Genomic DNA, 16,381 nt, shown 5'->3' with positions numbered 1-16,381 from the left:
GCCCCTCGATGCTGGGCGCGATCGCCATCGTGGCGATCGGCGTGGCCCTGATCATCCTGATCTTCTTCGCGATCGGGTACGGCTTCGGCCGGATGTTCCTCTAGGACACCTGGGGCTGAAACCGCCGATGAATCCTCTAGCCTCTGGGCCCATGCTCGCCGTCTTCGGGATCAACAACGACGCCGTCAACCTGGCCGTCAATCTGCTGATCCTCTTTCTCGCGGTCATCTACCTGGCCCTGATCTACTGGACCTTCGCCGACGCCCGCCGCCGGATCGAGGACAAGATGCTCGTCGTCTGCGCGACGGCAGCCAGCCTGTTCCCGTTCGTGGGGACGATCGTCTACATGATCGTCCGCCCGCCGGAGTTCCTCGACGACGTGCGTGAGCGCGAGCTGGAGATCCAGGCCGCCCAGGCGCGCCTGCAGGACCTCGACCACCAGCTGTGCCCGCACTGCGACTATCCGGTCAAGGCCGACTTCATCCGCTGCCCGAGCTGCCTGCGCCGCCTGAAGGACCCGTGCGTCACCTGTCAGCGCCCGCTCGATCCCGCCTGGCCGATCTGCCCGTACTGCGAGACCGAGGTCCCCGGCGCCGCCGAGCCCGCGGCCCCGCGCCGTCGCCGTCGCCGCCGCCAGGAAGAGGAGTACTCCGACACGCTCGGAGAGACGGCGGCGTTCGACGTGCACTCCGAGCCGTAGGCCGCGCCTCGCGGCTATCGTCCGGCGCCGTCCGATTCCGCGACCCATCAGGAGAAACCCGTGGCCGACCGCACCCTCATCCTGGTCAAGCCCGACGCGTTCGCGCGCGGCCTGACCGGCGAGATCCTCTCGCGCTTCGAGCGCAAGGGCCTCACGCTCGTCGCCCTCGAGCTCAAGCAGCTCGACGAGGCGACCGCCAAGGAGCACTACGCCGAGCATTCCGAGCGCCCGTTCTTCGGTGAGCTCGTCGACTTCATCACCTCCGGCCCGCTCGTCGCGCTCGTGCTCGAGGGCCAGGACGCGGTCAAGGCCGCGCGCCAGGTGATCGGCTCGACCAACCCGCTCGAGGCCGCCACCGGCTCGATCCGCGGCGACTTCGCCATCGAGGTCGGCCAGAACATGGTCCACGGCTCGGACTCCAACGAGTCCGCCGCGCGCGAAGCAGCGCTGTTCTTCCCCAACCTGTAGGGCGCCGACCGGTGTCCGCCCGGCCGCTGGGGCCGGACGGACACCCGTCGCTCAGCCGGCCAGCGTCACCCGCACGGTGCGGGTGACCCGGCGGCCGTCGACGACGACCGCGACCGGCACCCGGACCGTGGCCCGAGCGCCGCGCAATGCGGCCCGCGCCGTCTTGGGCAGCCGCACGCGCAGCGGCGCCTGTCGCCCGGCGGAGACCCGCTCGGGCGCGAGCACGTCCAGCGTGTAGCGGCGCCCGCCGATGCGCACGGTGACCGTGCGCGGTGCGCTGATCCGGCAGGCAGTGGTCCCCGCCGGGCAGGCCAGCCGGGCCAGCGTGGCCGTCCCGCTGCGGCCCGGCCGCGCCGGCCCGCGGGCCGGCGTGATCGCCGCGACGGGCGTGGCCGCCGGACCGTTCGTGGGCGCGCTGGGCGCCGGGGCGACGGGCGGGCCCGGCTCGGAGGGCATCGGCGTGTCGGTCGGCGCCGCCGCGCTGGCCGCCGCGCCACCGCCACCGCCGCCCGTGCCGCCACCGCCGAGCGCCGGGAACGTCAGCGTCGCCTCCCGCGAGTACGCCTCGCCGATCGGGCTGGTCAGCTTCGCCCGCAGGCGCAGCGGACCGCTGGCCGACGGGACGACCAGGAACCCGCCCTCGACCGCGAAGGCGGCATCATCGGCCGCGATGTCGACCCAGTCGCCGCCCACCTGCTGCTGCCACTGGATCACCGGCGCGGGGTTGCCGCCCGGCATGACGCGGAACGTCGCTTCGCCGCCCGGGGCCACGACCACGTCGACCGGCTCGGCCAGGATGGCCGGAGGCGCGTGGACCGTCAGCTGCGCCGGCTCGGTGGCCACGGTGCCGACGGCGTTCGTGAGGATCGCGCGGAACTGGCGTCCGCTGTCGGCCACGCCGGCCTCGAGCGTCAGCGTCGCGCCCGTCTCGCCCCGCACGTTGGCGAACCGATCCGAGCCGGCCGGGGCCGACTGCCACTGCACCGTCGGGCCGGGTGCACCCGCGACGTCGAGCGAGAACGTCACCGGCGTCGTGCCGGTGGCCGTGGTGGTGACGGTCTGGTCCTCCAGCTCGGTCGCCACCGACGGCGTCACGCCGGTGCGGTGGATCCGGACGATCTGATCCTTCGTGTACGCGTCCGGGGTGCCCTCGTTGCGGCCGAAGGTGTAGGCGCCGTCCGGGCCCGCGTAGACGGTGTTGTTGCCCGACAGCGACGGCGTGGTGACCAGGAACTGCTCACGGCCGTCGGGGAACGTCAGCGCCACACCGCGGAACACGCGATGGACGATCGTCCCGTGCGCGTCGAGCACGACCCCGTTGCCCGGGGAGGCGCCGTACGCCGAGCCGGCGGGCTCGGACGCCGTCCAGCCGCCGTCGGCCCAGCGCAGGTACCACGGCCCGGGTGAGCCGCCGCCGGAGAGCAGGAACGTGTCTCCGTCGACCTTGCCCAGGGCGCTCCAGCTCGCGCCGGCCGTGGCCGGGATGGGCAGGAACGAGACCGTGGCCGGCTGCGTCGAGACGTCGACGTACATCGGCTTGTAGTTCGCGTCCGGTCCCCAGGTCGAGCCGATCAGGATGTTGCCGCGGGCGTCGAGCTCGGCGTTGTAGGTGTAGATCAGGTACGGAAGGGTGTCCGGCTCGATCAGGTTCGTGCGCGTGACCGAGCCGTCGTCGGCGATCTCGATGCGCACGAGCGGGCCGTAGGCGCCGTTCTTGTCCATCCGGTAGAGCACGTCGCGCTGCGTGTCCCACAGCGTGATCCCGCCGACCGTGAACTCCGTGGTGACCAGCTCCGGCGCCGTGTAGGCGCCGTCGGCGTAGCGGACCTCGTAGGTGCCCTGGTTCCCGCTGCGGCCGAGCAGGAAGGTGCCGGTCTGCGGGTCGAACACCTGGGCCCCGTCGCCCGAGCTCCAGCCCAGCGACGTCTCCGCCCGCACGGCGAGCGTCTCGGGGTCGAGCGCCAGCAGCCGCCCGGAGCGGGTGACGGCGTGGACCACGTCGTTGCGCTCGTCGACGAACAGCTCGTCGGTCTGGGCGAACCGCGCCTCGTAGGGCGTCGCGACCTGCGCGTAGACGGGCAGGCCGGCGGGCGCCCAGTCCTCCGACAGGTCAGGCGCCCCGCCCGGGCCCGTGTAGTCGACGGAGACGGGGTCCATGGGCGTCCCGGCGACGTACGAGCCGCCGAACGCGGGCTGGGCCTGCGCGGTGATCGCCGACGAGATCGCGTCCCAGGCGGTGGCGTCCGCGGTGACCGTGGGGGTCAGGCCCTCGACGTCGAGCACGGCCACGGGGATCTCGCCGTAGTCGACGAGGTGCCCGTCGGACAGCTGGCGGCTGCGCACGTGCGCGTAGATCGTCTGCTCGGCCGGGGTGATCTCCAGGCGCGGATCGGTCAGGTACAGGTCCAGCTGCCCGTCGTGACCGGTGAAGTAGACCTCGCCGTCGAGCTGCAGCGCGGTCTCGCCGCCTTCGGTGGCGTAGCTCCCCGAGGCGACGGGGAACCGGAACGTGCCGTCCGGGTTGCGCGTCGCGCCGTCACGGACGGTGATCGAGCCGTGGGCGATCCCGCCCTGGATGTAGGTGCGGAACGACTCCTTGACGCCCCAGTCGAGGTGGCCTTGGCTGATCGGCGTCGTCGCGGCGAGCGCGGAGCCGGGCGCGAGCAGCGCGACGGCCCCGATCGCGGTGGCGAGCGCGCCGAGAGCCCGGCGTCGTGGGCGGGTGGACGGCATGGTTCCTCCGTGTGTGCCTCGGGACATAATTAGGGTGCCCTAATTTGAGGCGAGAACGTATCACCTAGGCCCACGGATAGGCTGCGACGCATCGAGGCCCTGCCACAACCGCTGATCCTGGCCAGCCGCTCCCCGCAGCGGCGGGCGATCCTCGAGCAGCTGGGCGCGTCGTTCGAGGTGCGTCCCAGCGACGCGCCGGAGCTGTCGGAGGGCGACCCGCACGTCGTCGCCCTCGAGAACGCGCGGCGCAAGCGCCTGGCCGCCGATGTGCGACCCGGCGAGCACGTGCTCGCCGTCGACACGCTGGTGGCGCTGGACGGCGCGATCTACGGCAAGCCGGCCGACGCCGAGCAGGCCCGGGCGACGTTGACGGCGCTGGCCGGGCGCACCCACGAGGTGATCTCCGGGATCGTCCTCGACGACCGGGCGACGGTCGCCGTGACCAAGGTCACGTTCCGGGCGCTCCAGGAGGGCACGATCGACCGGTACGTGGCCACCGACGAGTGGCGTGATCGCGCTGGGGGCTACGCTATCCAGGGCCGGGGTGCTGCGCTTGTGCGCGGGATAGAGGGCGATTACCTCAACGTGGTCGGACTGCCCGTCGCCGCGCTGCTAGATCTCTTGCAATCCAGCGATTTTCCGGTCTGAGCGGACCGGACCCTCCGCTACACTTCGCCCCGACGCGGCCCTTCGTGGCGCCCCCTTGCGCCGCGTCCGCTTCACCCTCCATCCATGGGCTTCTTCAGCTACCTCACCGGGTTTGGTGGCCGCGATATGGCGGTCGACCTCGGCACGGCCAACACGCTCGTCTACGTGCGTGGTCGTGGCATCGTGCTGTCGGAGCCCAGCGTGGTCGCCATCGACCAGCGCACGGGTGAGGTGCACGCCGTCGGCATCGAGGCCAAGCGCATGCTCGGCCGCACCCCGGGCACGATCACCGCGATCCGGCCCCTCAAGGACGGCGTCATCGCCGACTTCGAGGTCACCGAGGAGATGCTGCGGCACTTCATCCAGAAGGTGCACCAGAACCGTTGGGCGCATCCCCGGGTCGTCGTCTGTGTTCCGTCAGGCGTGACCGGAGTCGAGAAGCGCGCGGTCGAGGAGGCCTGCCTGTCGGCGGGCGCCCGCACCGCCTACCTGATCGAGGAGCCGATGGCTGCCGCGATCGGGGCCGGCCTGCCCGTCGGCGAGCCGACGGGATCGATGGTCGTCGACATCGGCGGCGGCACCAGCGAGGTCGCGGTGATCTCGCTCGGCGGCATCGTCGTCAGCAAGTCGATCCGCGTGGGCGGCGACGAGCTCGACGAGGCGATCATCAACTACGCCAAGCGCGAGTACAAGCTGTTGATCGGCCAGCAGACCGCCGAGGAGCTGAAGCTGGAGATCGGCTCCGCCTTCCCGATGGCCGAGGAGGTTCAGGCGGAGATTCGCGGCCGCGACATGGTCTCGGGCCTGCCCAAGACCGTGGTGCTGACCAGCGAGGAGATTCGCCAGGCCCTCGAGGAGCCGATCTCGCAGATCCTCGAAGCCGTGAAGGAAACGCTGGACCGAACGCCTCCCGAGCTCGCATCCGACATCATGGATCGCGGCATCATGCTCGCCGGGGGCGGGTCCCTGCTGCAGGGGCTGGACGATCGCCTTCGCGAGGAGACCCAGATGCCATGCCATCTGGCCGAGTCGCCGCTGACGTGTGTCGCGGTGGGCTCCGGCCGGTCGCTGGAGGAGTTCGAAGTCATCCATCGCGCCAACAAGAATTCCCGCAACCGCCGCCGGCGCAACTGAGTGAGTTGCTGCCGATGGCGCGTGGTTGCGACGAAGTGGAGAAGCCTTCGCTGTGTACGACAAGTCGGTGCGCCGGCGACGAGCAGTCCTCGTACTGCTTGTCGTCTGCTCCCTGATACTCCTCACCGCGTACTTCGGTGAGTCGCCAGGCAGTCCGTTGCACAGCGTGCAGCGTGGGTTCCTCCAGGTCGTTTCACCGATCCAGGACGGGGCCAGCCGCGCGCTGAAGCCCGTTCGCGACCTGTTCGGCTGGTTCGGCGACACCTTCGACGCCAAGAAGGAGCGCGACGAGCTGCGCAAGGAGCTCGAGGCCACGCGCAAGGAGGCGATCTCCAACGAGGCCGCCGCGCGCGAAGCCGTGCAGCTGCGCAAGCTGGTCGGCCTGGACGAGGAGATCGGGACCGATCAGATGGCGCCGGTCACCGCGCGCGTGATCACCCGCTCGCCGACGCTGTGGTACTCGACGGTGTCGATCAACAAGGGCACCGGCGACGGCGTCCGCGTCGACCAGCCGGTCATCAACGGCGACGGCCTGGTCGGCACGATCACCTCGGCGACCGGCAACGCTGCCATCGTGACGCTGATCACCGATCACACCAGCGGCGTCTCCACCGTCGTCAACGAGAGCGGCGTCGCGGGCGTCGTGCAGCCGGCCGTGGGCAAGCCCGACGACCTGCTGATGCAGTACATCCGCCGCGGCGACCGCATCGAGAAGGGCCAGACCGTCGTCACCGCGGGCTCGAAGTCCGCGCGCTACGAGTCGCTGTTCCCGCCGGGCATCCCGGTGGGCACGGTGACGAAGGTCGACGACGAGGAGCTGGACGTCTACCAGCGCGTCCACGTCAAGCCGTACGCGCAGCTGCGCCGCCTGGACATCGTGCAGGTGCTGACCCAGCCCCAGGGCGACGGGACCGCGACCGGATGACGCTCGGCTCCCAGCCCAAGCTCGTCCTGCGCATCGTGCTGCTGGCGCTGATCGCCGTGCTGCTGGAGATCGTCGCGGTCTCCCAGATCTCGATCTTCGGCGTCAGCGCCGACCTGACGCCGCTCGTCGTGGCCTCGATCGGCCTGCTCGTGGGGTCCGTCCCCGGCGCCGCCGCCGGCTTCGGCATGGGCCTGTTCATCGACCTGGCGCTCGTGCAGACGCTCGGCGTGAACTCGCTCATCTACACGCTGATCGGCTACGGCGCGGGCCGCCTGCGCGAGCTGCGCGACCCGCAGGGCGCGCTGGTGCCGATCGCCACCGGCGCGGCGGCCACCGCGATCGCCACGATCGGCTACTCGATCGTCCAGTTCCTGCTGGGCGTCGACGCGCCCGTCAGCTGGCTGCTGCTGCGCGACATCCTCACGACGATCATCATCAACACGATCCTCGCCGCGCCCGTCTTCGCGGTCGTGCGACGCATCCTGGTCGGTGCGCTGCCCGACGACCCCGCCCGCCGCCGCCGTCGTGCCTACACGACCGGCGGCCTGTCCCCGCTGTCGCGCGCATGATGATGAACAGCGGACCCAACCTGCCCGAGGGGCGCACGCCGATCACGCCGCAGCTGGCGCTGCGCGTCGCGATGCTCGGCGGGATCGCCCTGGCGCTGTTCGCGATCGTCTTCTTCCGCCTGTGGTTCCTGCAGGTGCTCAGCGGCGACGAGTACGTCTCCCAGGCCAACGACAACCGCGTGCGCTCGGTCCGCATCCAGGCCCCGCGCGGCGACATCACCGACCGCAACGGCGCGGTCCTGGTCAGCAACCGCCAGGCCACCGTCGTCCAGGTCGAGCCGGGCAAGCTGCCCAAGCGGCACGACGAGCTGAAGCTGCTGTACACGCGGCTGGGCCAGGTGCTGCGCATGGACCCGGTGGAGATCTCCCGCGAGGTCAACCGCCAGCGCCGGCTGCTGCCCTACGCCAACGTCACGCTCGACGTCGACGCGCCGCGCTCGGTGCTCAACTACCTGCAGGAGCGCAAGCGCGACTTCCCGGCGGTGGCGGTCACCGACCAGTACCTGCGCCAGTACCCGCACACCGAGCTGGCCGCCCACCTGCTGGGCACGGTCGGGCAGATCAACCCCGACCAGCTCAAGCAGAAGCGCAACAAGGGCGTCAAGCAGGGCACGGTGGTGGGCCAGAGCGGCATCGAGTGGCAGTACGACCGCTACCTGCGCGGCCGCGACGGCGCCCAGCTGCTGCAGATCGACTCGATGGGCGGCTACAAGGGTGAGCTGCGCCGCCGCCAGCCGGTGGCCGGGCAGAACCTCAAGCTGTCGATCGACCTCGACCTGGAGAAGGTCGGCGAGCAGGCTGTGGCCACCGCCGGCGGCGGTCAGCCCGGTGCGTTCGTGGCCATGGACCCGAGCAACGGCGAGGTCCTGGCCATGGGCTCGTACCCGAGCTTCGACCCGTCGGTGTTCGCCAAGCCGATCAGCGAGGAGAAGTACAAGGCGCTGAACTCCGAGGCCAACGGCGCGCCGCTGTTCGATCGCGCCACCGCGGGCCTGTATCCGACCGGCTCGGTGTTCAAGCCGATCACCGCGCTGGCCGCGCTGGAGAAGGGCATCATCACCACCGACACGGTGATCAACGACACCGGCTGCCTGAAGATCGGCTTCACCGACTTCTGCTCGCCGGGCGACCGGGGCGCCGGCGCCGTCAACCTGCAGCAGGCGCTGAAGGTCTCCTCCGACGTCTTCTTCTACACCTTGGGCCGCGACCTCAACGCGCTCGCCGGCCAGCCGCTGCAGAAGATGGCCGAGCGCCTCGGCCTGGGCCGCACGCCCGACATCGACCTGCCCGGCGCGCAACCCGGCACCGTGCCCGACCGCGCCTGGCGCGAGGAGCGGGGCAAGCTCGAGAAGCAGTGCGAGAAGGAGCGCAAGGTCGACTTCTGCGGGATCTCCGACGGGCGCCCGTGGTCGACCGGTGACAACGTCAACCTGTCCGTCGGCCAGGGCGACCTGCAGGCCTCGCCGTTGCAGATGGCCATCGCCTACGCGGCGATCGAGAACGGCGGCAAGGTCGTGCGCCCGCACCTCGGCCTGGACGTCGAGGACTCCCAGGGCCGCCTGGTCCAGGAGATCGACCCGCCCAGCGCGCGCTCGATCGACATGTCCACCAGCGCCCGCGACGCGATCATGAGCGGCCTGCACGCCGCCGCCTCCGAGGCGGGCGGCACCTCGGCCGACGTGTTCGCCGGCTGGGACCAGGATCGCTACCCGATCTACGGCAAGACCGGCACCGCCGAGCGCGGCGCCGGGCGCCCGGACCAGTCCTGGTACGTGACGTTCGTGCCCGACGAGGAGAAGCCGATCGTCGTGGCCGTCACGATCGAGGGCGGCGGCTGGGGCGCCACGTCGGCCGCGCCGGCCGCGCGCCAGCTCCTGTCGCAGTGGTTCTACGGGCACCCCGGCCAGTTCATCCGCGGGGAGTCGCACACCCAATGATGCCCCGCGGGTACTCACACACCAACGCTTCGACCCTGCGGGACGCTTCGTCGTGAGCACCGCGACCGGCCCCATGCGCGAGCGCCCGCAGAGCGCCCCGGCCAGCACGCCGGGCAGCAGCCTGCTGTCCCTGCGCCTGCCGTTCGACCCGCTGCTGCTGCTGGCCACCGTCGGCCTGCTGATCTGCTCGGTGGTCACGATCAAGGGCGCCACCACCGAGGACATCCCCGGGTCGCCCGACTACTACTTCACCCGCCAGGCGATCTTCGCCGCGATCGGCGTCGTGGCGATGCTGGTCATCGCCCAGATCGACATCTCGCGCTTCCGCGAGCTGACCTGGGGCCTGTACGGGCTGGTGATCGTCCTGATCCTGGCCAACGTCGCGCTGGGCTCCGACGTGCGCGGCGCCCAGCTGGCCATCCGGTTGCCGGGTGGCTTCAACTTCCAGTCGTCCGAGTTCGGCAAGGTGCTGCTGACGCTCGCGCTGGCCGGCTTCATCGTGGGCCGGGCCAGACGCATCGGCGAACGCGACACCACGGCGCGCGTGATGCTGCTCGCGCTGATCCCGGCCTTCTTCGTGATGGCCCAGCCGGACCTCGGCTCGGCGCTCGTCTACATCGTCGTCGCGCTCGCCATGCTGTTCGTGGCGGGCACCCCGTGGCGCCACTTCGCCGGGCTCTTCGCCCTCATGGCGGTGGCGATCACGGTCGCCCTCGTGGCCGCACCCGCGGTCGGCGTGGAGGTGCTCAAGCCCTATCAGGTGGCGCGCCTCACGTCGTTCCTGTCGCCCAGCGATGTCGCGGGCGACGAGGGCTATCAGCAAGAGCAGTCCAAGATCGCCATCGGCGCGGGGCAGAAGACCGGCCGAGGCGACCAGGCGACCCAGACCAAGCTCAACTTCCTCCCCGAGCATCACACGGACTTCATCTTCGCCGTGGTCGGGGAGCGGTACGGCTTCGTCGGGTGCGCGCTGGTGCTGTCGCTCTACGCGCTCCTCATATGGAGATCGCTGCGCATCCTCACGATCGCGAAGAACCTGTACGGCGCGTTGGTCGCCGGCGGTGTCGTGGCGATGCTCATGTTCCAAGTTTTCGTCAACGTCGGCATGAACCTCGGGATCATGCCCATCACCGGCATCACGCTTCCGTTGCTGAGCTACGGCGGCTCCTCGGTGATCACCACACTCCTGGCGCTCGGCCTCCTGCAGTCGATCTACGTGCAGGGCCGCATGGCGAGCGCCTTCAAGTCAAGGACCATCCTGTGAAGAAGCAAGTGCTGGTCAGCGTGGACCGCGGAGAGACGCGTGTCGCACTGCTGGAGAAGGGCAAGGGCAAGCGGACCTACCGGGTCGCCGAGCTGTATCTCGAGCGCCGGGGCAACCGCTCCATCGTCGGCAACATCTACAAGGGCAAGGTCGACAACGTCCTGCCCGGCCTGGAAGCGGCCTTCGTGGACATCGGCCTGGAGAAGAACGGCTTCCTGCACGTCGACGAGATCGTGCTGCCGGGCGTCGAGACGCCGCGCCGCGGGCGCGGCAGCGGCGAGGGTGGCTCGAAGATCAGCGACCTGCTCAAGCCCGGGCAGGAGATCGTCGTCCAGGTCGTCAAGGACCCGCTGAAGACCAAGGGCGCGCGCCTGTCGATGGAGCTGACGATCGCCGGCCGCTACATGGTCTACGCGCCCACCGGCGAGGGCATCGGCGTCTCCCGCCGCCTCGACGACAAGGAGCGCGAGCGCCTGCGTCGCGAGACCAAGGGCCTGGACCTGCGCGACGGCGGGGCGATCATCCGCACCGCCGCGTCGGGCGCCAAGCGCGAGGACTTCGAGCGCGAGCTCGAGTACCTGTTCAAGCTCAACCAGGTGCTGCACAAGCGCGCCGAGGAGGGCACCGCCCCCTCGCTGGTCTTCCAGGAGGCCGACCTGTCTGTGCGCGTCGTGCGCGACATCTTCTCCGAGGACTTCGAGAAGGCGATCGTCGACGACCCCAAGCAGCATCACCGTCTGGTGTCGTTCTTCGAGCGCACCGGCCCCGAGCTGGTCGATCGCCTGGAGCTGTACGAGGGCGAGGAGCCGCTGTTCGACAAGCACGGCGTCAACGAGGTCCTGGCCGGCACGATGTCGCGCCGGGTGGACCTGCCCTCCGGCGGCTACCTGATGATCGACTACGCCGAGGCGCTGACCGTCATCGACGTCAACTCCGGCTCGTTCGTGGGCCGCGGCAAGCAGGCCCGCCTCGAGGACACGATCACCAAGACGAACATCGAGGCGGCCACCGAGGTCGTCAACCAGCTGCGGCTGCGCGACATCGGCGGCATCATCGTCATCGACTTCATCGACATGGCCCGCGCGCGCAACTCGCGCGAGGTCATGAAGACGCTGCGGGCCGCGCTGGACGAGGACCGCACGAAGACGTTCACCGCCGAGATCTCCAAGCTCGGCCTGGTCGAGATGACCCGCCAGAACGTCACCGAGGGCGTGCGCGAGATCATGACCCGCGCCTGCCCGACCTGCGACGGCGAGGGCGTCATCAAGTCGGAGGAGACGATCGCCATCGAGGTCGAGCGTCGCCTGCGTGACGAGGTCGGCGAGGAGCCGTGCTACCTCGTCCGCCTGAACCCGCGCGTGACCGCGCAGTTCACCGGCGGCGGTGGCGGCGCGCTGCGCGCCCTGGAGGCGGAGACCGGCAAGGTCTTCTACTTCGAGGGCTCCGAGGGCCTCCCGCTGGACCACGTGGCGATCACCGCGCGCGGCACCCAGGAGGAGATCTCCGAGCAGGCCGTGCCCTTCGCCGCCGGCGAGGAGGTCTACGTCCACATCGTCGAGCCGCACATGTACAACGTCGACGACGCGGTGGCCAAGATCGACAGCTACCTGATCTCGGTCACCGGCGGCTACCGCTACCTTGGGGACAAGCGCCTCGTGCGCATCGAAGAGGTCGGGCGCACTGCCGCGACGGCGGTCGTCATCGACGCCGATGCGGACGAAGAAGCGGAGGCGCTAGACTCGAAGAACCGGCGCCGTGGCCGCAGAGGCGGACGGCGCCGTTCCCGTGCCAAGGCCGAGAGCGCCAGCGAGTAGATCAAGCTTATGTACGCAGTCGTCAAAACCGGAGGCAAGCAGTATCGCGTCGAACAGGGTCAGACCCTGCTCGTCGAGAAGCTCGCTGCCGACGAAGGGGCCAGCATCGAGCTGGAGCCGATCCTGTTCGCCGATTCCGATGCCGTCTTCGGGGCCGATGGTCTGAAGAAGATCAAGGTCTCCGCGAAGATCCTGTCGCACGAGAAGGGCGACAAGATCCGGGTGTTCAAGTTCAAGCCCAAGCGGGGCTACAAGCGCACCAACGGTCACCGGCAGAAGCTGACCCGCATCGAGATCACGGAGATCAAGAATGGCGCATAAGAAGGGCCTCGGCTCCTCCCGCAACGGCCGTGACTCCAACGCCCAGCGCCTCGGCGTGAAGGTGTTCGCCGGCGAGACCGTCACCGGCGGCGAGATCATCGTGCGTCAGCGCGGCTCCCGCTTCAAGGCCGGCGAGGGCGTCGGCATGGGCAAGGACGACACCCTGTACGCGCGCAGCGCGGGCAAGGTCGAGTTCGGCGTGGGCCGCAAGGGCCGCGTCGTCTCCGTCGCGCCTGCCGCCGACGACGCCGCCTAGCAGTCTGCATGGCCGACGACCCGCGACCGGGCCGGCCTGATGAACGCTCGATCGAGTCGGCGGAGCACGAGCGCCGCCGGCTCGAACGCGCGTCCGAGACCGAGTACGACCGTGAGCGCTCCGAGCGCCACGAGCTCGATCTCGTCCGCCAGGAGATCCGCCGTCATGACCGCAACCTGAAGGAGAACGGGTCGTCGTGAACGCCGTGAAGGTCGCCCAGGGTCTGGCCCTGGGACGCGTGGCCATCGGTGCCGCGCTGCTGGTCGCGCCCAAGGTCGCCGGCCGCTCCTGGATCGGCGAGGACGCCGACCGCGACAGCGCTCAGGTGCTGACGCGCGCGCTCGGCGTGCGCGACCTGGTCATGGGCCTGATCGCCCTGCACACCGCCGCGCACCCGCAGGTCGGCCCGCGCTGGCAGCGCACCCTGGCCGCCTGCGACGCCGTCGACCTGGCCTCGACGCTGGCCGCCCGCGGCGCCCTGCCCCGCAACGGGGTGATCGGCACCGCCGTCATCGCCGGCGGCGCCGTGGTCGCCGAGGCCCTGGTCGCCCAGGCGCTCGCCTCCCGCTAGGTCCCCGAGAAGCCCGTCCCGCTCAGCTTGACGATGAGCGTGGCGCCGTTGCTCGGGACCTCGAGCCTCCCGCGGAGGAACCCGGTCCGGGTGGGCCTGAACCTCACGTCCACGGTGCAGGTGGCCCCGGGGTTGAGCGTCTGCCCCTCGCACATGTCGTTGGAGAGGAGGAACTCGGTGTAGTTGGCCCCGCCGAGGCCGACCGCGCCGAGCCTGATCGGCGTCACCCCGTCGTTCGTCAGGGTGAACGTCTTGGGCGTCGGGTACTCGCCGACCCGGACCGAGCCGAAGTCCCAGGCCGTCGGCTCGGCTGACACGTGGGGGGTGGCCCCGGTCCCGCTGAGCTTCACCCGCACCTGCGGCGCGTTGCTGTTGACGCGCAGCGTCGTGGAGCTGGCGCCGACGGCGCTGGGCGTGAAGGTCACCTCGACGTCGCATGCCTGGTAGGGCATGAGCGTCTGCCCGGAGCAGTTTTCGCCGCTGACGTGGTACTGCGTGACCCCGGACGGCAGCGAGACGTCGTTGATCGACAGCATGCCCGCGCTGGCGTTGGTGATCGTGATCGACTGCGGCCCGCCGGTGTCGCCGACCGCGACCGGCCCGAAGTCCACCGCGGTCGGCGAGGCGGTGGCGATCGGCGTAGCGCCGTTGCCGGTCAGGGTGGCACGCAGCTGGGCGGCGTTGCTGTTGACGCGCAGCTGACCGGTGGCCGTGCCGGCCGCGGTCGGCGTGAATTGCACCTGGATCTCGCACACCTCGCCCGGGGCCAGCGTCCGGGTCGCGCAGGTGTCGGAGATGATCGCGAACTGCGTCGCGCTGGCCGGGGTCACCTGGGTGGTGGAGATCGCCACGCCGACCAGGCCGGTGTTGGTGACCTGGAACGTCTGCCCGCTGCCGGGATAGCCGACGGGGGCGGTGCCGAAGTCCCACGAGGTGGGGGAGATCGTCGCCATCGGCGTGCGGCCCGTGCCGTTCAGTGGGACGCGCAGCTGCGGGCCGCTGTTGTTGACGCGCAGCTGGCCAGCGGACGCGGCGGCCGCGGTGGGCGAGAAGGTCACCTCGACCTCGCAGGAGGTGCTCGGCGTCAGCGTGCGGCCGGTGCAGTCGTCGGAGGTGACGCGGAACTGCGAGGCTCCCGATCGCTGGACGCTGGAGATCACGAATGATCCGCCGCCACCGTTGGCGATCGTGAACGTCTTCGCCGTCGCGGTCCCGACCGCGACGTTGCCGAAGTCCCACTGACTCGGCTCGGAGATGAGGCCGATGCCGATGCCGGTGCCCGTCAGCGGCGTGCGCGAGAGCGGCGCGTCGCTGATGAGGCGCAGCTCCGCGTTGGCGACGCCGACGGTCGTGGGGGCGAACGTCACGTCGACCTCACAGGTCTCGCCGGGCGCCACGCTGGCGCCCGTGCACGTGTCGCCGCTCACCGTGTAGCCCGTCGAGCCCGACGGCGAGAACGTGACCTGGGAGACGTGCAGGTCGGCGGTGCCGGTGTTGGTGACGGTGAAGGGAACGGACCCGGGGCTTGAGCCGACTTCGACCGAGCCGAAGTCGTAGCTGGCCGGATCGACGCTGGCGATCGGACCGCCCACGACGTAGATGGCGCGCGTCTGGTTGTCGACGGTCGCGGTCACGTACGCCCGGCCCGGCGTGTTCGCGGCGGTGAGCGTGGTCGTCGCGGCGCTCGTGACGGGGTCGGTGTCGGCCTGGGCGGGATCGATCGTGCCCCACGTCGTCGTGAACTGCACCGGGGTGGCATCGGCGGCATAGGACGCCTCGCCGTTGGAGTTGCGGTCCAGCGCGCCGGTGATGGTGGACGTCGAGGTCCCGTCGGGCGGCAGCGACGTCGGGTCAGCGGCCACGCGCAGCGTGATCCAGGGATCCGCCGTGACCGCGCCGCTCGTGGTGTCGCATCCGGCCGTGTCGGGCCCGGTGTTGCAGCCCCACCACGTGTTGGTGGCGTCGACGGTGCCGGAGGTGTCGCCGCTGGCGTCGATCCCGACGCCGTTGCCCGCGATGCGGTCGTGGTTGAAGGAGACGTCGACCTGGCCGTCCACATCCGCGCCGACGGCGTTGTCGACGATGTTCATCTGCTCGACGTGCGTGTCGGTCAGGCTGGTCGACCCGTCGGCCCGCAGCAGGAAGCCCGCGCCCGTCGATCCGCTGACCGTGCCCCCGGTGAACGTGATCGACTGGCGGTCGCCCGAGGCGACGTCGACGCGAACGCCCGCGGGGTCGGTGCCGCTCGTCCCGCTGCCGTCCACCGTGGTGTCGAAGAACTGCGCGTTGTCCAGCGCGTCGAAGGACATGCCGGCGTTGCTGTCGTCGTTGAACGTGGAGCCCGACACGAACAGGCCGTTCAGCACCGACGGATCGCCGGCGATGGTCTCCGAGGCCAGCCCGATCGTGTTGTTGTCCATGTGGCTGTTGCAGATGCACAGCGACTCGGCCTGGCCGGCGACCCGCACGCCGTGGTCGTTGCCCGTGACGTTGGCCGTGTCGATCGCCCAGTTGTCGACGACCGCGGGCGAGTCGATGAAGACGCCGTCGAGCGCGTTGTCGACGATGTCGATGTCGTAGAGGTCGACGTTGTCGGCGATCTGATCGGTGTAGACGCCGTTGCCGCCGCCGGTGACGGTCAGCTGCTGGAGCCTCAGCCCGTCACCGTTGCCGCCGACGTTGACGACGCCCGGCAGGCCGCTGGAGCCCAGGCCGGAGATCGTCGTGTCGCTCTGACCCGCGCCGGTGACCGTCAGGTTGGGGACGTTGAAGGCGATGCCGCCGGTGAACGTGCCCGCGCCGATGCTGATGTCGTCACCGTCGGCCGCCTGGCCCACCGCGTACTGGATCGTCGCGCACGGCGACCCGATGCAGGTGCCGCTGTCCGTGCCGGTCGTCGCCACCGAGCGCGTCGCCGCCGAGGCGACCGCGGGAACAGCGAGAACGACGATCATCGCGGCCAGCATCCAGCGCAGGCGGCTTGCCATGGGAATCACGACCTCCGTGTCGGGACAGCGTCGCGCGCCAACGTACCGAACATC

The 16,381-nt window shown here is 70.5% G+C and carries 15 protein-coding genes; 13 read left to right on the top strand and 2 right to left on the bottom strand.

Going from position 1 to position 16,381, the window contains the following annotated elements:
- The first annotated feature begins 151 nt into the window (after positions 1–151).
- Both ACZ5UI_RS12240 and ndk read left to right on the top strand, forming a co-directional pair.
- The gene (locus ACZ5UI_RS12240; protein WP_464197464.1) at positions 152–700 is read left to right on the top strand and encodes a zinc ribbon domain-containing protein; all 549 of its coding nucleotides are present in this window, start codon (positions 152–154) and stop codon (positions 698–700) included.
- 60 nt (positions 701–760) lie between these two features.
- On the top strand, positions 761–1,168 hold the full coding sequence (gene ndk / locus ACZ5UI_RS12235; protein WP_464197463.1) for a nucleoside-diphosphate kinase: 408 nt from the start codon (positions 761–763) through the stop codon (positions 1,166–1,168).
- 51 nt (positions 1,169–1,219) lie between these two features.
- On the opposite strand, the gene ACZ5UI_RS12230 is transcribed toward ndk, so the two are convergent.
- Positions 1,220–3,901 (bottom strand): HtaA domain-containing protein, encoded by a 2,682-nt coding sequence (locus tag ACZ5UI_RS12230; protein WP_464197462.1) that lies wholly within the window; start codon positions 3,899–3,901, stop codon positions 1,220–1,222.
- A gap of 81 nt (positions 3,902–3,982) precedes the next feature.
- On the opposite strand from ACZ5UI_RS12230, the gene ACZ5UI_RS12225 reads away from it, so the two are divergent.
- From ACZ5UI_RS12225 to ACZ5UI_RS12175, 11 genes are all read left to right on the top strand, one after another.
- Positions 3,983–4,549: a Maf family protein gene (locus ACZ5UI_RS12225; RefSeq protein ID WP_464197818.1), complete on the top strand. Its 567-nt coding sequence runs from the start codon at positions 3,983–3,985 to the stop codon at positions 4,547–4,549.
- 84 nt (positions 4,550–4,633) lie between these two features.
- Positions 4,634–5,683, top strand: a complete 1,050-nt coding sequence (locus ACZ5UI_RS12220) for a rod shape-determining protein (RefSeq protein ID WP_464197461.1) — start codon at positions 4,634–4,636, stop codon at positions 5,681–5,683.
- A gap of 166 nt (positions 5,684–5,849) precedes the next feature.
- Positions 5,850–6,608: a rod shape-determining protein MreC gene (mreC, locus tag ACZ5UI_RS12215; RefSeq protein ID WP_464197460.1), complete on the top strand. Its 759-nt coding sequence runs from the start codon at positions 5,850–5,852 to the stop codon at positions 6,606–6,608.
- Positions 6,605–7,177 (top strand): rod shape-determining protein MreD, encoded by a 573-nt coding sequence (mreD, locus tag ACZ5UI_RS12210; RefSeq protein ID WP_464197459.1) that lies wholly within the window; start codon positions 6,605–6,607, stop codon positions 7,175–7,177. The genes mreC and mreD overlap by 4 nt, the downstream gene beginning before the upstream one ends.
- Entirely contained in the window at positions 7,174–9,114 is a 1,941-nt protein-coding gene (gene mrdA / locus ACZ5UI_RS12205) for a penicillin-binding protein 2 (protein WP_464197458.1), read from the top strand. The genes mreD and mrdA overlap by 4 nt, the downstream gene beginning before the upstream one ends.
- A gap of 52 nt (positions 9,115–9,166) precedes the next feature.
- Positions 9,167–10,378 (top strand): rod shape-determining protein RodA, encoded by a 1,212-nt coding sequence (gene rodA / locus ACZ5UI_RS12200; protein WP_464197457.1) that lies wholly within the window; start codon positions 9,167–9,169, stop codon positions 10,376–10,378.
- Positions 10,375–12,192: an Rne/Rng family ribonuclease gene (locus ACZ5UI_RS12195; RefSeq protein WP_464197456.1), complete on the top strand. Its 1,818-nt coding sequence runs from the start codon at positions 10,375–10,377 to the stop codon at positions 12,190–12,192. Before rodA ends, ACZ5UI_RS12195 begins: the two co-directional genes overlap by 4 nt.
- 9 nt (positions 12,193–12,201) lie before the next feature.
- Positions 12,202–12,513, top strand: coding sequence for a 50S ribosomal protein L21 (gene rplU / locus ACZ5UI_RS12190; protein WP_464197455.1), 312 nt, complete (start codon positions 12,202–12,204; stop codon positions 12,511–12,513).
- The gene (gene rpmA, locus ACZ5UI_RS12185; RefSeq protein WP_464197454.1) at positions 12,503–12,769 is read left to right on the top strand and encodes a 50S ribosomal protein L27; all 267 of its coding nucleotides are present in this window, start codon (positions 12,503–12,505) and stop codon (positions 12,767–12,769) included. Before rplU ends, rpmA begins: the two co-directional genes overlap by 11 nt.
- 8 nt (positions 12,770–12,777) lie before the next feature.
- Positions 12,778–12,969 carry a hypothetical protein gene (locus ACZ5UI_RS12180; RefSeq protein ID WP_464197453.1) on the top strand — a complete coding sequence of 64 codons (192 nt, stop codon included), beginning with the start codon at positions 12,778–12,780 and terminating at the stop codon, positions 12,967–12,969.
- A complete protein-coding gene (locus ACZ5UI_RS12175) occupies positions 12,966–13,340 on the top strand; it encodes a hypothetical protein (protein ID WP_464197452.1) in 375 nt (124 codons plus the stop codon). Before ACZ5UI_RS12180 ends, ACZ5UI_RS12175 begins: the two co-directional genes overlap by 4 nt.
- On the opposite strand, the gene ACZ5UI_RS12170 is transcribed toward ACZ5UI_RS12175, so the two are convergent.
- On the bottom strand, positions 13,337–16,327 hold the full coding sequence (locus ACZ5UI_RS12170; RefSeq protein ID WP_464197451.1) for a choice-of-anchor D domain-containing protein: 2,991 nt from the start codon (positions 16,325–16,327) through the stop codon (positions 13,337–13,339). The two genes, ACZ5UI_RS12175 and ACZ5UI_RS12170, sit on opposite strands and share 4 nt — an antisense overlap.
- Between the last annotated feature and the right edge of the window lie 54 nt (positions 16,328–16,381).

This window comes from Conexibacter sp. JCM 18997 (assembly GCF_055391915.1).
This window is presented reverse-complemented; position numbering and strand designations above follow the sequence as displayed.

Excerpts from the sequence above, each read along its gene's own strand:
- ACZ5UI_RS12240 (WP_464197464.1), top strand. The coding sequence starts at position 152 with ATGCTCGCCGTCTTCGGGATCAACAACGACGCCGTCAACCTGGCCGTC.
- ACZ5UI_RS12180 (WP_464197453.1), top strand. The coding sequence starts at position 12,778 with ATGGCCGACGACCCGCGACCGGGCCGGCCTGATGAACGCTCGATCGAG.
- mreD (WP_464197459.1), top strand. The coding sequence starts at position 6,605 with ATGACGCTCGGCTCCCAGCCCAAGCTCGTCCTGCGCATCGTGCTGCTG.
- ACZ5UI_RS12220 (WP_464197461.1), top strand. The coding sequence starts at position 4,634 with ATGGGCTTCTTCAGCTACCTCACCGGGTTTGGTGGCCGCGATATGGCG.
- ACZ5UI_RS12230 (WP_464197462.1), bottom strand. The coding sequence starts at position 3,901 with ATGCCGTCCACCCGCCCACGACGCCGGGCTCTCGGCGCGCTCGCCACC.
- rpmA (WP_464197454.1), top strand. The coding sequence starts at position 12,503 with ATGGCGCATAAGAAGGGCCTCGGCTCCTCCCGCAACGGCCGTGACTCC.
- ACZ5UI_RS12170 (WP_464197451.1), bottom strand. The coding sequence starts at position 16,327 with ATGGCAAGCCGCCTGCGCTGGATGCTGGCCGCGATGATCGTCGTTCTC.
- mrdA (WP_464197458.1), top strand. The coding sequence starts at position 7,174 with ATGATGATGAACAGCGGACCCAACCTGCCCGAGGGGCGCACGCCGATC.
- rplU (WP_464197455.1), top strand. The coding sequence starts at position 12,202 with ATGTACGCAGTCGTCAAAACCGGAGGCAAGCAGTATCGCGTCGAACAG.